This is a genomic window from Nocardioides aurantiacus, from assembly GCF_003752505.1.
Lineage (GTDB): Bacteria > Actinomycetota > Actinomycetes > Propionibacteriales > Nocardioidaceae > Marmoricola > Marmoricola aurantiacus.
On record NZ_RKHO01000001.1, the window covers coordinates 3,535,626 to 3,548,716 of the forward strand.

A 13,091-nucleotide genomic window follows, 5' to 3' on the forward strand; every position below is an offset into this window, starting at 1 on the left:
ACACGTGCTTGCGCGGCGATGGGTTCAGGCGCTGTGCGTAGGCCTGGCAGCCACAGTCGCGACGGGAACCGTCACGGTGATCAGTCCGGCTGTTGCACATGCAGACACCATCACCGTTGCGAGTGTGGCTGACCCAACCGGCGACGTCAGGCTGCTAGCTCGGAAGGGACTGACACGCGCTGAGAGGAAGTCGATCGACCTGAGGAAGGTCACTCTCAGACGGGTTGATGACAAGGCCCGGTTCACGTTCGCTATCCGCGACTTGATGCGCACAAGGAAGTTTGACCAGATGCTCTTCGTGTCGTGGAACGAGAGCCCCGACACCCCCGACCCGTGGATGGGGTCTCTATCGCTGGGGGTCAACAGCAAGTACGCGTCGGCTTCGTACTCGAGTCCGGACGGCGAGCGGTTCGAGAACTGCACTCCGCCTATCGTTCTCCGACCCCTGCGTAACGAGATCGAGGTAACTGTTCCTTGGCGGTGTGTACCTGAGGGCCCCTTGAAGATCAAGGTCACCACCATGACCGGCCGCTATCGCAGCGATGAAGCGCCCTACTCTCGTGACGCCGTGGCGTTCCCAGGCTGGCCGACCGTTCTGCCGATCTGATCCAGTCGAGTAGAGACGCATAAACAAGGCCCCGCTCTCACGCGGCTCGATGCGCACCACCGCTAGATGGGGTGGCGGACTGCCCTTGGACACCTGCTTGCTGAGCCACGACGCGTGAGCTGGCAACGGCAGCGGAAAGTCTTCGTTGATTCGGGAAGGTGCAGGTCAGCCTCTGAATTCTGCTCACGCGATCTAGCAGTTGCACCCATAGCCAACAAAATCAGCACCCATCATTTCGCGCATCCGTTCCGCGAGCCTGGCCTAGGCACTTCTCATGCTGATCTGACCTCCTGTTGGCGCCGGGTTCGGTGACGCTAGACCTGTCCCGTGTCAGGTTGGCACGGGTTCAGGGACTTGCCTCGTTCGCGACGCCGTACGGGATGTGGACCGCGACGACATCCTCAAGCGCCCCAGTGAGGTGGAGGTCCTGGTCGTCGAAGTAAATGTGTGGCTGCATGACCCGCAGTACGCGCGCCTTTTCGATACCGCCGAGAAAGAACGCGTCGTCGACCCGCACGCCCCACTCCCGGAGGGAGTGCACCGCGCACTCGTGCGCGGAGGCGTTCCGCGCGGTGACCAGTGCGATACGAAGGCGTGGGGTGTAGTCGGGTTCATCCGACCGACGTGTGCGGCCCGTGCAACCGCGCGCGTGGAGCCGGACGCGACCGCGAGGACCACGGGACGGGAGCCCTCGAAGGGTCTCCGGGACCGAGGGGTAAGCCGCAGTGCCAATCACACTTAGCCGACGAACCCAGCGAGCCAGTCCGCGACCCTCTCCTTGTAGATCGCCGTCACGGCAGCGAGGCCGAACAGAATGGCCGCAAAGTCGGACCCAAGCGATCGCAACGAAGAGTTCGGACCCATGAACCAACCGACAATCATGAACAGCAGGCTCACGAAGCCGCCGATCGTGAGCGCGCCCACGGTGTAGTTCACGAACTCGAGAGGCTCCATGGCACGGATGCTCTCACAAAGGCGGGAGGGATAATTGCAGGTGGTGCCTTGGCGCGCTCAGTCTCCGGGCCACTTGTCTTCGACCATGTCGACGTTACGCACGGAGCCGTACATCCCTGGCGCCAGGACTTCGACAACCTCCCCTTCGAGGTAAAACAGGACGGCTCCACCGTCGACCTCGATCAAGTCGGCGAATCGCAGTTCCGAGTCAGCTTGGAAGCCTTGCGGGACTTCCATGCCTTTCGCTATCGCCTCATCGTGGGCGCGCTGTCGCGTGGACGCCCAGGTATTGCTGTATCGGATCAGGTACGGCAGCATCCTCGGACGATCTCATGAGGGCGGGCCCGAAGGCCGGCGTGGACGACTCGCCGCTCCCGTTTCGCCCGTGGGATACGCCGCGACCCCGGTTATGCAAGGCGCGAGAGCAATCGGAGTACTTGCACGACCAGTTGCAGATTGGCTGCGAAGAAGGCCGTCAGGGCCGCAAAACGAAGCCACTGCCAACCGAGGACCGAGTTCTGCAGGTAGCGGCCGCGCGCAACGTCGTCCCTATCTTCGTCGTGTTGGTGGGTGAGAAACAGGCTGAAGTTTGTGAAAAGCCTCGGGACCTTGGCATCGGGCCACCCGGATCTGCGGACATCGGCTTGGTACGCCCATGCACTGACCTGCGCTCCAGTTCCGAGCAGCGCGGCACCGGAGGCCACCCAAGCGAATACACCGAAAACGAAGTCGAGCAGCGCATTTGTCACGGCAGGACCTTGTCATGAGGGCCGGCCCGAAGGCCGGCGTGGACGGCTCGCCGCTCCCGTTTCGTCCGCGCTCCGTCGGTGCTGCTCGGTTCAGCAAGTTCTGCGAGTCGTTCATCGTCACGCCGAGGGGCACCGGTGCGCTGCAGCCGATGAAGATGCGGCCGCGGCAGCTCGACCTCGTCGGCTCCGTCCTCGACGCCAACCCTCGTCCGCGCACCGCGGGCTGGATGATGCCGCGCGGGCGGGGCCAGTCAACGCTGGTCGCCGCGCTCGGCCTTTACGACCTCATGCTCGGCGAGGAAGGCGCGTCGGTCGTGGTAGCTGAGGTCGACGAGCGGCAGGCCGGAATCGTGGTCAGGACGGCCGCGCGGATGGTGGAACTATCCGAGGACCTGTCGAGCCGCGTGCAGGTCTACAAGGACCGTCTGGCGGTGCCCGAGCGGGGCGCGTCGTTCGTCTGCCTGCGGTACTCCCTGTACGCCATCTCGCCGTACTTGCGGAAGTAGGCGTCCGACTCGGTGAGGTCGAACAACGCGCTGGAAGCCACGCCGACGACGAGCCGGTTTTCTAGTTCGTATGCCATAGCCGTTCCTTTGTTCCCAGCAGCTCTACGCGACGGTGACGTCAGGGAGTGCCCGGTCGCGTACCTCGCTGAGGATGGTGACGATGTCGTCGACCTGCTCCTCGTTGAAGATGCTGTCGGGGCCATGGGGTGCGCTGTCGGTGAACGGGGACTCGTAGAGGCGGGCCACCTCCATGACGCCGTTGGCGGTGAGGTGCTCCACGATCAGGTTGACGAAGCGGAGCTGGTTGGCCGTGAACGTCGTGTCGGTGAGGTAGCGGTCGAAGGCCTGGGTGGCAGCGGCGCGGTCCAGGCCCACCAGGGAGCGGACGAACAGTCCGAGGCCGTGGGCGTCCTCGCGGGCCTTGGCGAGGTCGGCCTCGGTGCCGGCGCCGGACTCGAGCAGCATCGCCTCCAGGGCGGTGAGGTCGTCCGGGGTCAGTTGCAGGTTGCGGCGCAGGCGTTGGAGGGCGAGGTGGTCCTCGTGGTCGCGGAGGTAGGCGCGGGCCTTGGCGCGGAAGCGTTCCCAGTTCGTGCCCGGGGTGACGCCGGGCAGCTCCACGATGGTGCCCTCGCCGAGCTCGTCGGCGAAGTTGGAGTAGACGACGGCGCGCTTGGTCTTGTCCACGAACCGCACCAGGGCACGCACCCGGCGCCGTGCCAGCTCCAGCATCGGCAGGGTGACATCAACCCACCAGTCGTCCTCCGACAGGCTCTCCAGCAGCACTTCCTGGGCCTTGACCGAGGGGATCGCGGTCTGGCCGAGCAGGGCGGTGGCGATGTCCTGGACCTGCTTGCGCAAGCGCTCGAACAGGACCGCGTCGCTCTCCAGACGGGCGAGCTGGAGGCGCAGCAGGATGAGGTCGAACCGTTTGGCGTCCTCGTCGTCGTCGCGCTCGGTGGAGGGCAGCCCGGCCAGGTGGCGCGCGACGTCGCCCGCCTTCTCCGGTGGCATCTGCTGCCAGGCCTCCCACTCGGAGTAGGTCTCCACCCACTGCCGGGCGGGACGGACCAGGAAGTTGTCGGTGTTCATGCCGGCCACGACCTGGTGCAGCGACCAGGCGACGTCCACACGGAGGCCGCGCTCGGACCTCTCCCCCTCCCCGACCGCAGGGTCTTCTCCGGGCTCGGTCGGGGCGTCCTGGTCCAGCGCCGCGACCAGCCCGAGGCGGGTCTCGAAGAGCCGCTCACCCAAGGACTTCTGCAACGAGCCCTCGGTGCCGGGCAGGTCTTGGCCGAAGTACTCCAGGTTCTGGCAGAAGTCGAAGACGTAGAAGTTCTTCTTGTCATCCCCTGGGCCGAACAGGTCCGGGCACAGTCGGGTGCCGCGGCCGATCATCTGCCAGAACTTGCTCTTGGCGCGCACTGGCTTGAAGAACACCAGGTTGAGCACCTCGGGGACGTCGATGCCGGTGTCGAGCATGTCCACGGAGATCGCGATGTGCGGGGCCTTGTCCTTGACCGAGAAGTCGTCGATCAGGGACTGGGCGTAGGTGACGCCGTGGGTGATGACGCGGGCGAAGTGGCCGGCGTGCTCGGGGTAGTTGAGGTCGAAGCGCTCCCGGATGAACTCGGCGTGCTTCTGGTTCTTGGCGAAAACGATCGTCTTGCCCAGGCGGTCTCCCCCGGCGACCTTGAGCCCGTCAGTCATCAGTGTGGCCAGGACCTTGTCGACGGTGTCGGCGTTGAAGAGGAACTGGTTGAGCTCGGCGGCCGCAACCTCGTCGGGGACCTCGCCCTCCTCGTTCCACTCGGCCCTGTCCCAGTCGTCCTTCTCCTGCTCCGACAGCTCGTCGTAGCGGATGCCCTGACGCATGAACTTCAATGGCACCGACACCCCCACCGGGGGCACGAGGTAGCCCTCGGCGACGGCCTCGTCCAGGCTGTAGGCGTCGGTGGGGACGCCGTCCTCGAGGTTGAACAGCGTGTAGGTGTTGCGGTCGACCTCGTTCTTCGGGGTCGCGGTCAGGCCGACGAGCAGGGAGTCGAACCAGCCGAAGATGGCCTTGTACTTCTGGTAGACCGAGCGGTGGGCCTCGTCGATGACGACCAGGTCGAAGTAGCCCGGGCCGAACATCCGTGCGCCGCCGTCGGTGACGTTGATCAGGTTCATCATTGTCGGATACGTCGAGACGTAGACCCGACCATCGGCGCTCTTCTCGGTCACCAGGTTGACCGTGGTCACGTTCGGTAGGTGCGCCTTGAACGCGCCGGCTGCCTGGTTGACCAGTGCGGTGCGGTCGGCGAGGAACAGCACCCGCTTGACCCACCCGGCGCGCATGAGCTGGTCGACGAGCGCGATCACTACGCGGGTCTTGCCTGACCCGGTCGCCATCACCAGCAGGGCGTCGCGCTGCCGGGCAGACAGCGCCTCGCCGATCGTGCGGATGGCGCGGTGCTGGTAGTGGCGCTCGACGATGGTCTTGTCGATCACCGTGTCTGCCAGGGTCAACCGGGTGTTGCGCCGGGCGACCATCAGCTCGAGCTCGTCGCCGGCGAAGAACCCTTCGACCTTGCGCGGCGGGTAGCCGGCGGCGTCGTCCCACAGCCAGGTCTCGTAGCCGTTGGTGTAGAGGATGACCGGCCGGCGGCCGGTCATGGTCTCTAGGCAGTCGGCGTACAGCTTGGCCTGCTGCTGCCCGATGCCGGGGTCCTTGGTGGTTCGCTTGGCCTCGATCACCGCCAGCGGCAGCCCGTCGGCCCCCCACAGGACGTAGTCGACGTACCCGAGCCCCTGAGCGTTGGGCATGCCGGTGACCTCGAACTCGCGGTCGCGGGCCTCGGTCAGGCGCCAGCCGGCCTCGCGGAGCAGCTCGTCGATGATGAGCTCGCGGGTCTGGGCCTCGGAGTAGTCGTGGGTGTCGGTCAGGGTGTTCGCGGCCTGGACGGCCTTGATCTCGGCGCGGAGCTCGGTGATCTCGGCGTCCTTGGCCGCACTGAGCTCGTCGCGCTCCTTGAGCGCCTTGGCGTGGGCTTCGTCCTGGTCGTGGAACTTCTTGGCCAGCGCCGCGACCTCGGCGCGGGTTAGTGGTGCGTTGCTGCCCGCGACCGTGGGGTCGAACACCGTCCCGGTGGGGACTGCGGCCGGGTCTGTGGAGTAGCGGAAAGCCGTCCACACCACGACGTGGTGCAGCTCGCGCAGCACGTCGACGGCTGCCCGGGGCGGGATTGGCTGGACGTAGTGCACGGCCCGGTTGCCGAGCTTGCGGATCAGGTTCAGCTTCGCCCCGATGCCGGAGCCGACCTTGTTGCGAAACGCCGCCTCGTTGATCCGGGCAGAGAGGTCGTCCTTGTAGGGCACCGGCAGCGCGTCGACGTCGTAGATCAGCCCTACCAGCTGCTCAGCGGCCCTGCGCGCGTAGATGCACGCGGTGCGCGGGTCCGAGGCCAAGTAGCCCTCAGCCCGCGCGCAGTCGGCGTAGGTCTGGGGCCACTCGGCCTTGATGAAGTCGAAGTTGGCCACGCGGCACTCTTACCGTGTGTCTGTCGACGGCCGGGCAAGCATCCGGGTTACTAGCGAGACTCGCAGCGCATCCAGCTCCGAAGCCTGCGTGCGTTGGTCACGAGAAAGGGCTGCCACAGCCTCGGCACGTCTCACGAACTCGTGCTGCACTTGCAGGTCTGGCAACTGCACAATCGCCTCCTGAAGGTATGGCAACTTGATGTACTTGATCACACCGCCAATGCTCTGGGCACGCAGTCGTTCGACGTAGAGATCCAGAAATGCGTGAAGAAATTTGGGTAGGGCCGCAGTCTCGTCGGCACTCTCAATCACGTATGTGCGCTGGTAGGCATTGAATTGGCCCTCGTAGTACTTGACGTTCAGGTCTCCATTCCCCGCTACCAGTATCGCCTTGCAGTCGAAGGCCGGCACGTCGATGCGCGACGGGCGACTGGCGCAGGTGAAGAAAGGAAACTCGCCATCTTCCACAGCAGCATTCGCGTCAAGCTTCCCGGTCCTGATCCGAACCAATGAGCCCAAGAGTGTGGGAGATGTCGGCAACGAGCCCGCGGAGCCCGGGACTCGCGGGTCCCCGAACATCTCAAGAAAACAAGACTTCTTCAGGTCATCGAGGTGGGCGAGGGCGACGCTGCGCTTGAGGCAGAGTGAGTCGGTGTGGTCCAGGATTGTGGCGATGCGGCGCTGCTCGGCGAGAGGTGGGAGCGGCAGCTCGGACTGCTTGACGATGCGGTCCGAGACCGCTGGGTAGCTCGACCCGGTGGCCTTCCGGACCATGTCCACAATGAATCCCTCTGAACGCACCCAGTGGAACAAGTACCGGCCGTGGAGATCCCGTGTGGGCCTCAGCACGGTGAACCCCGTGGATGCCGTCGCGCCATCCAGATGTGGCGGGACAACGGCAACAGCATTCAGGTTCGGGCGCACGGTGGACACGAGGACATCCCCGGCGGCAACAAGTTGGCGAGCTCGGCTCGGAGCCTCGGCCGAAGAGACACCCGCAGCGCCCGTGACCTCTTTGCGAGAATTATCAACGGCACCCAGATCGATGTAGTCGAAGGCGACGGGCTCGGTCGCTCTACTCGGATTCCAGGTCGACACCCGGGTAGTCACGTCCCCGATCCTCTTCACGAAAGCAAAGCTCTCAGATCTGCGAGGCCGTGCTGGATCTCGGCTTCCAGATTTTCAAGGTCAGCGAGGATGTCGAGCGGCGCGCGGTGCTCGACCTCGTCATGGACGGCCTCCCTGTAGCGGTTCAAGGAGAGGTCGTAGCTCTGGGCGGCGATGTCGGCCTTCGGGACGAGGAACGACTGGTCAGTGCGCGCCCGGTCGCGCTCCGGCGAGCCTGGTTCTGACGCGCTCAACCCACGGGCCAGGACGTCGGGGAGGTCGTTGGCCTCGATGGGGTTGCGCTTGTCGTCGAGGCTGAAGCCGTCGGCGTGCACGTCGTAGAACCAGACGTGGTCGGTGCCGCCGGAGTTCGTTTTGGTGAAGAACAGGATCGCGGTGGACACTCCGGCGTACGGCTTAAAGACCCCGGAAGGGAGCTTCACCACTGCTTCGAGCTTCTGGTCCTCGACCAGGATCCGGCGAAGATCCTTGTGCGCCTTGGACGAGCCGAACAGCACGCCGTCCGGAACGATGACGGCTGCACGGCCGCCGGGCTTCAGCAGACGGAGGAAGAGTGCCAAGAAGAGGAGCTCCGTCTTCTTGGTCTTGACGACGCGCTGAAGGTCCTTCGACGTGGACTCATTGTCCAAGCTCCCTGCGAAGGGCGGGTTCGCCAGAATCAGCGAGTAGCTCCCTTCCTCATCTGAGGCGCCCTCAGAGAGGGAGTCGCGGTAGCGGATGTCGGGCTGCTCCACGCCGTGGAGCAGCATGTTCATGCTGCCGATGCGGAGCATGGTCGAGTCGAAGTCGTAGCCGTGGAACATGCCGTGGTGGAAGTGCTCGCGCTGCTTCGCATCCGTCATCACGGAAGGGTGGTGCTCGCGCACGTACTCCGAGGCCGCGACCAAGAACCCAGATGTGCCTGCCGCCGGGTCGCAGACCTCGTCGGTCGGCTGCGGCGCCGTCATGTTGACCATCAGCTTGATGATGTGACGGGGGGTGCGGAACTGGCCGTTCTGGCCGGCCGAGGCGATCTTGCTGAGCATGTACTCGTAGAGGTCACCGGTGGTGTCGCGGTTGTCCATCGGGATGTCGTCGAGCATGTCGACGACCCGGGACAGCAGCGCCGGGGTGGGGATGGTGAACCGGGCGTCCTTCATGTGCTCCGAGTAGGTCGACCCGTCCCCGCCCAGCGTGCGCAGGAGTGGAAAGACCCCCGCGCCGACGATCTTGAACATGACGCCGGGCTCGCGGCTCTTGAAACGGGACCAACGCAGCTCGTCCTGGCCCGGCTGGAAGAGGGGGCCCTCGACCGGCTGGCCGGTGCGGTTCGCCTTCTTCTCCGCAAGGGTCTGCAGGTCATCCAGTCTCCGGATGAACAGCAGGTAGGTGATCTGCTCAATGACCTCCAGGGGGTTCGCGATACCCCCGGACCAAAAGGCGTCCCAGACGCGGTCAACCTTGTTCTTGAGGTCTCCGGTGATCACTCGGGCACCCTAAGCGGAGTCATTACGCGATCTGCTGCGGATCCACCGCGACTGTTTCCACGCTGATCCCGGTCTGTGGGAGGGGTCCGAACGCGGACCTGGTCGTACGAACGACCGCCCGCGACATGACAGCGTTGCCCGTCATACCGATCGCGGCGCCGAGCCCAAACGGGACTGCCTTTCCGAGGACGAGGATGCCTTGCTTCGTCCCGTACTTGGTCACGAAATTCTTCCCGAGCACGCCGTTGATCTTGTAGATGACATCCATCGAGACTGCCTGTGTCAGCCGGCGGCCCCAATGCGACCCCGCTCTTCCTGCCGCCTTTTCTACTACGGCGACACCCCCGGGGCCGGCGAGGATTGTGAGCAGGAGGGCTTTGCGGCGGTCGATGTCTTCGACCTCGATGCCATGCACAGAGGCAACCGCCAAGACGTAGACAGCGCTCGCAGCCGTGAATGCCCCCGCGTCTGCCACGCCGGCAACCAAGCCTCCCGGGAGGCCGACGCCGGGTGCCGCTGCCACACCGCCGGCTGCAGCTCCCGTGGTCGAGACCAGCCCTGTGTAGGAACGCTCCAGAGCGGTGATGAGCTCTGCGGTGGTCATGTTCGAGCGACGAAGGTGCGCGGCGCGGATGAACCGCTCGACCTCCGCCCCGGAGACGCTGACGGCAGAGTCGATACCTGCCATGACCATGTCGCGCGCCTTCGGTGCCACTTGCCCTCCTCGAGAACGTCCACTTTTGCGGACAGTCCGGGAAGTGTCTCAGGGTTCCGGAGTGCGTTGCCCAGTTTCGGCTGGGCATCCCAACTCTGGCCCGCGTCGCACTTCGGCCGGAAGCCCCTGCGTTGCCACTCCGTCGCTCCGCTGGTTTCCATCGCGCGGGTACACGTTGCAGCGCGCGCCAAAGCCGCCCCGGCGGTGTCGGGGCGGCTCTGGTCAAGAGGGCTGTCCTGGTGGTGATTCTGCGAAGTCTTCGCCTTGATTCTGCGAAGACCCCCTGCTGGAGCTAGCGGGAATCGAACCCCGTCCCAGCTGAGGATCGACCAAGCCGGTCGGCAGCCCCTACTGCCACGCGAACGTGGCACGAGGACACCAGGTGTCTGGCTCGGTGAACGAGAACGAAGCTGGCCCGGACGGGGGGCACCGCGACGCCCGTCTGCGATGATGTGTCCAGGTTCAGAGAACGGGGTTTTCCTGACGGTAGTCCCTACGAAAGTCCTGATTAAAGTCCTGATCCCCCGGGCCTCTAGCTCAATTGGCAGAGCAGCGGACTTTTAATCCGCGGGTTGTGGGTTCGAGTCCCACGGGGCCCACCAGTGCGGTGTGAAACCGCGCAAACCTGGGCAAGGTCCCCACATGGGGGACCGTGCCTACCTCGGCTTCGCGCCGGGACGACGACCGGCCGTCGACGTGCGCATCGGCACGCGGTGGCTCCCCGGAGAGCTGCGGTCCTGGATCCGTCGGGGAGAGAGCTGGTGGGCCCACGTGGACTACGTGCTCCCTGAGGACGGGGCGCACACCGCGACCGTGCTGGCCGCGTCGATCCGGTCCGCGGACCCGCGCGCGGAGCCGCCGGGGACGTCCGAGGACGGGTCGGACCGTCAGGAGGTCTGAGCCGGTGGGGGCCGGTCCTCGCGCTGCGGGGGCACCGGCGGGTCGGCGGCCCGGCCGTCCCAGTCGGTCCAGGCCCGGCCGTCCCAGAAGCGGTGATCGAGCGGGCGGCTCGGGTGGCGGTACCACCCGACAGCGAGCTCCTCGGCCGTCGTGCCATCCGGTGTGTCGTGCGTGTGGGGTCGCATCGCCCCTCCCGGTCCTCTGGCGAGAAGGCGTCCCGACCGGGTCCGGGGCTGGCACGCCCCTCCAGTGGACCACGGCCACGGCCGGTGGGGAAGTCAGCCGGTGACGCGCACCTTCACCACGCTGGTCGGGTAGCGCACCCCGGCGTCGTGGTAGCGGTGGAAGCGACGGGTCAGGGCGGCGAGGTCGCCCGGCGACATCTTGATGCACCCCGCGGAGCGGTAGTCGTTGTACGCCGGCACCTCCCAGCGGCACCGCTGGTCGCCGCGCTCGTCCCGGCACTGGCCGTTGGTGACGGTCTGCTCGGAGTGGATGAACAGCGCCTGGCGCAGGGTGCCGTTGCGGCAGCGCTTGTTCTCGAGCTGGAAGACCCGGCCGTCGATGTAGTTGCCGTCACGCCGGTCCTGCTGCACGAACGAGTAGTCCCCGTGGGGCAGCCACCCCTCGTTGCGCACGCAGCCGTCGGTGCCGCGCGGTCCGGTCCCGGAGCCGGCGCGCCACGACACCTCCTCGGCGAGCTTCCAGCGGGCCTTCGCCCCGGCGCGGGTCCACGACCGCCACACGACACGCGAACGGAACGGACGGGCGTAGTTCTTGTCGAACACGATCACCGCCCGCCGTCGCTGCACCGAGGCGGCGGGCACCAGCACCTGCCCGGGTACGACGCGCGGCTGCACCGCCGCGGTGCCGACGGTGGTCGAGCGCGGGGCCGCCTCGACCACGGAGGGGAGGGCGACGCCGGAGGCGGCGAGCGCGAGCACGGCGAGGAGCCGAGCCGCTCGGGGGAAGGAGCTCATCGGGGCAGTCAAGCCCAACCGGCGCCCGATCCCCCGCGGATCGGGCGCGACACGCCCGCGAGGGTCAGCTCGCGGCGCGGCCGCGGACGCCGGCGTCGGTGAGCCGCGCCTCCTCCAGCGCCTGCGCCTCGAGCTCGGCGCGACGCTGGTCGCTGCCGAACGAACCCGGCTCGCTGACCAGCTCGGTCGCCCCCTTGGGCAGGCGCTTGAGAGCCATCCGGGCGAAGATCTGCTGCTCGGTCGCGGTGCGCTGGGAGCGGTCGTTGGACAGGAACGTGACGGCCCAGTGGATGAGCGCGGTGAACTGGTTCTTGAAGCCGGTGAGGTAGATCAGGTGGACCCCGAGCCACATCAGCCAGGCGATGAAGCCGCTGAGCTTGACCTTGCCGATCAGCGCGACGGCGTCGAAGCGCGAGATCGTGGCCATGCTGCCCTTGTCGAAGTACTTGAAGGGCTTCTGGGCGGGCTGGTCGGTGAGCCGGCCCTTGATCTCCTTCGCGGCGTACTTCGCCCCCTGGATCGCGACCTGCGCGACGCCGGGGAGGTTGTTGAGCGCGATCATGTCGCCGACCACGAACACCTCGGGGTAGCCCGGGAGGGTGAGGTCGGGGTTGACGCCGATGCGGCCGGCGCGGTCGAGCGAGGCGCCGGACTGCTCGGCGAGCGTCGCGCCGATCGAGCTGGCCTGCACGCCGGCGGCCCAGATCTTGGTGACCGACTCGATGCGGCGCTTCTGGCCGCTCTTGTCCTGCACCTCGAGGCCGCGCTCGTCGACGTCGGTGACCATGGCGCCGAGCTGCACCTCGACACCGAGGTCCTCCAGCGCCTTCTTGCTCTTCTCGCCGAGCGTCGCGCCGAACGGCGGCAGCACCTGGCTGGCGGCGTCGACGAGGATGACGCGGGCGTCGCGGCTGTTGATGTGGCGGAAGTCCTTGCGCAGCGTCTTGCGCGACAGCTCGGCGATCTGGCCGGCCATCTCGACGCCGGTGGGGCCGGCCCCGACCACGACGAAGGTCAGCAGGTGGTCGACGTCGTCGCCCTTGCCCGCCATCACCTCGGCGAGCTCGAAGGCACCGAAGATGCGGCCACGCAGCTCCAGCGCGTCGTCGATGCTCTTCATGCCGGGGGCGAACTCGGCGAAGTGGTCGTTGCCGAAGTAGGACTGACCGGCACCGGCCGCGACGAGCAGCGAGTCGTAGGAGGTGACGGTGCGCCGGCCGAGCACGTGGTGGGTGACCGTGCGGGCGTCGAGGTCGATGTCGGTGACCTCGCCGAGGAGCACGGTCGCGTTGTCCTGGCCCGAGAGGACCTCACGCGTGGCCGGAGCGATCTCGCCCTCGGAGAGGATGCCGGTCGCCACCTGGTAGAGCAGCGGCTGGAACAGGTGGTGCGTCGTCTTGGCGATCATGGTGACGTCGACGTCGGCGCGTCGCAGCGCCTTGGTCCCGAAGAGCCCGCCGAAGCCGGAGCCGATGACGACGACCTGATGACGCCTGTTCGCAGTGGTGTTCACGTCAGCCATAACACCCATGTTCCCCCGATGCGTCCCCCTACCACCAATCCTGGC

General features: G+C 66.5%; 14 protein-coding genes and 1 tRNA gene. 4 read left to right on the forward strand and 11 right to left on the reverse strand.

Annotated elements, in window-relative coordinates; genetic code table 11:
• Positions 1–124: 124 nt before the first annotated feature.
• Complete coding sequence (locus tag EDD33_RS17175; RefSeq protein WP_123392247.1) at positions 125–607, forward strand: hypothetical protein; 483 nt, start codon at positions 125–127, stop codon at positions 605–607.
• A gap of 346 nt (positions 608–953) precedes the next feature.
• Here the strand turns inward: EDD33_RS17175 and EDD33_RS17180 are convergent, their stop codons facing one another.
• From EDD33_RS17180 to EDD33_RS17190, 4 genes are all read right to left on the reverse strand, one after another.
• The gene (locus EDD33_RS17180; protein ID WP_246003575.1) at positions 954–1,343 is read right to left on the reverse strand and encodes a 5'-nucleotidase; all 390 of its coding nucleotides are present in this window, start codon (positions 1,341–1,343) and stop codon (positions 954–956) included.
• A gap of 2 nt (positions 1,344–1,345) precedes the next feature.
• Positions 1,346–1,561: a hypothetical protein gene (locus tag EDD33_RS20595; RefSeq protein WP_246003576.1), complete on the reverse strand. Its 216-nt coding sequence runs from the start codon at positions 1,559–1,561 to the stop codon at positions 1,346–1,348.
• 57 nt (positions 1,562–1,618) lie between these two features.
• Positions 1,619–1,879: a hypothetical protein gene (locus tag EDD33_RS17185; protein WP_123392249.1), complete on the reverse strand. Its 261-nt coding sequence runs from the start codon at positions 1,877–1,879 to the stop codon at positions 1,619–1,621.
• Between the two features lie 89 nt (positions 1,880–1,968).
• Positions 1,969–2,310, reverse strand: coding sequence for a hypothetical protein (locus EDD33_RS17190; RefSeq protein ID WP_123392250.1), 342 nt, complete (start codon positions 2,308–2,310; stop codon positions 1,969–1,971).
• Positions 2,311–2,324: 14 nt separating this feature from the next.
• Between EDD33_RS17190 and EDD33_RS17195 the strand changes: the two genes are divergently transcribed.
• Entirely contained in the window at positions 2,325–2,816 is a 492-nt protein-coding gene (locus EDD33_RS17195) for a hypothetical protein (RefSeq protein WP_123392252.1), read from the forward strand.
• Here EDD33_RS17195 and EDD33_RS20770 read toward each other — a convergent pair.
• The 5 genes from EDD33_RS20770 to EDD33_RS17220 are packed head-to-tail and all read right to left on the reverse strand — an operon-like array spanning position 2,723 to position 9,644.
• Positions 2,723–3,019, reverse strand: a complete 297-nt coding sequence (locus EDD33_RS20770; RefSeq protein WP_342773636.1) for a 5'-nucleotidase — start codon at positions 3,017–3,019, stop codon at positions 2,723–2,725. The genes EDD33_RS17195 and EDD33_RS20770 overlap by 94 nt on opposite strands.
• Complete coding sequence (locus EDD33_RS17205; RefSeq protein WP_123392253.1) at positions 2,919–6,335, reverse strand: DEAD/DEAH box helicase family protein; 3,417 nt, start codon at positions 6,333–6,335, stop codon at positions 2,919–2,921. The genes EDD33_RS20770 and EDD33_RS17205 overlap by 101 nt, the downstream gene beginning before the upstream one ends.
• A gap of 9 nt (positions 6,336–6,344) precedes the next feature.
• Complete coding sequence (locus tag EDD33_RS17210) at positions 6,345–7,463, reverse strand: restriction endonuclease subunit S (protein ID WP_123392254.1); 1,119 nt, start codon at positions 7,461–7,463, stop codon at positions 6,345–6,347.
• Positions 7,460–8,929 (reverse strand): type I restriction-modification system subunit M, encoded by a 1,470-nt coding sequence (locus EDD33_RS17215; RefSeq protein ID WP_123392255.1) that lies wholly within the window; start codon positions 8,927–8,929, stop codon positions 7,460–7,462. Before EDD33_RS17215 ends, EDD33_RS17210 begins: the two co-directional genes overlap by 4 nt.
• A 22-nt stretch (positions 8,930–8,951) precedes the next feature.
• Complete coding sequence (locus tag EDD33_RS17220) at positions 8,952–9,644, reverse strand: hypothetical protein (protein ID WP_123392256.1); 693 nt, start codon at positions 9,642–9,644, stop codon at positions 8,952–8,954.
• A gap of 526 nt (positions 9,645–10,170) precedes the next feature.
• Here EDD33_RS17220 and EDD33_RS17225 point away from each other — a divergent pair.
• Positions 10,171–10,246 (forward strand) — tRNA-Lys (locus EDD33_RS17225).
• A gap of 40 nt (positions 10,247–10,286) precedes the next feature.
• Positions 10,287–10,544, forward strand: coding sequence for a hypothetical protein (locus EDD33_RS17230; protein WP_123392257.1), 258 nt, complete (start codon positions 10,287–10,289; stop codon positions 10,542–10,544).
• Between the two features lie 278 nt (positions 10,545–10,822).
• On the opposite strand, the gene EDD33_RS17240 is transcribed toward EDD33_RS17230, so the two are convergent.
• Positions 10,823–11,524, reverse strand: coding sequence for a hypothetical protein (locus tag EDD33_RS17240; protein ID WP_148077131.1), 702 nt, complete (start codon positions 11,522–11,524; stop codon positions 10,823–10,825).
• A 64-nt stretch (positions 11,525–11,588) separates the two neighbouring features.
• On the reverse strand, positions 11,589–13,046 hold the full coding sequence (locus EDD33_RS17245) for an NAD(P)/FAD-dependent oxidoreductase (RefSeq protein ID WP_211332584.1): 1,458 nt from the start codon (positions 13,044–13,046) through the stop codon (positions 11,589–11,591).
• Between the last annotated feature and the right edge of the window lie 45 nt (positions 13,047–13,091).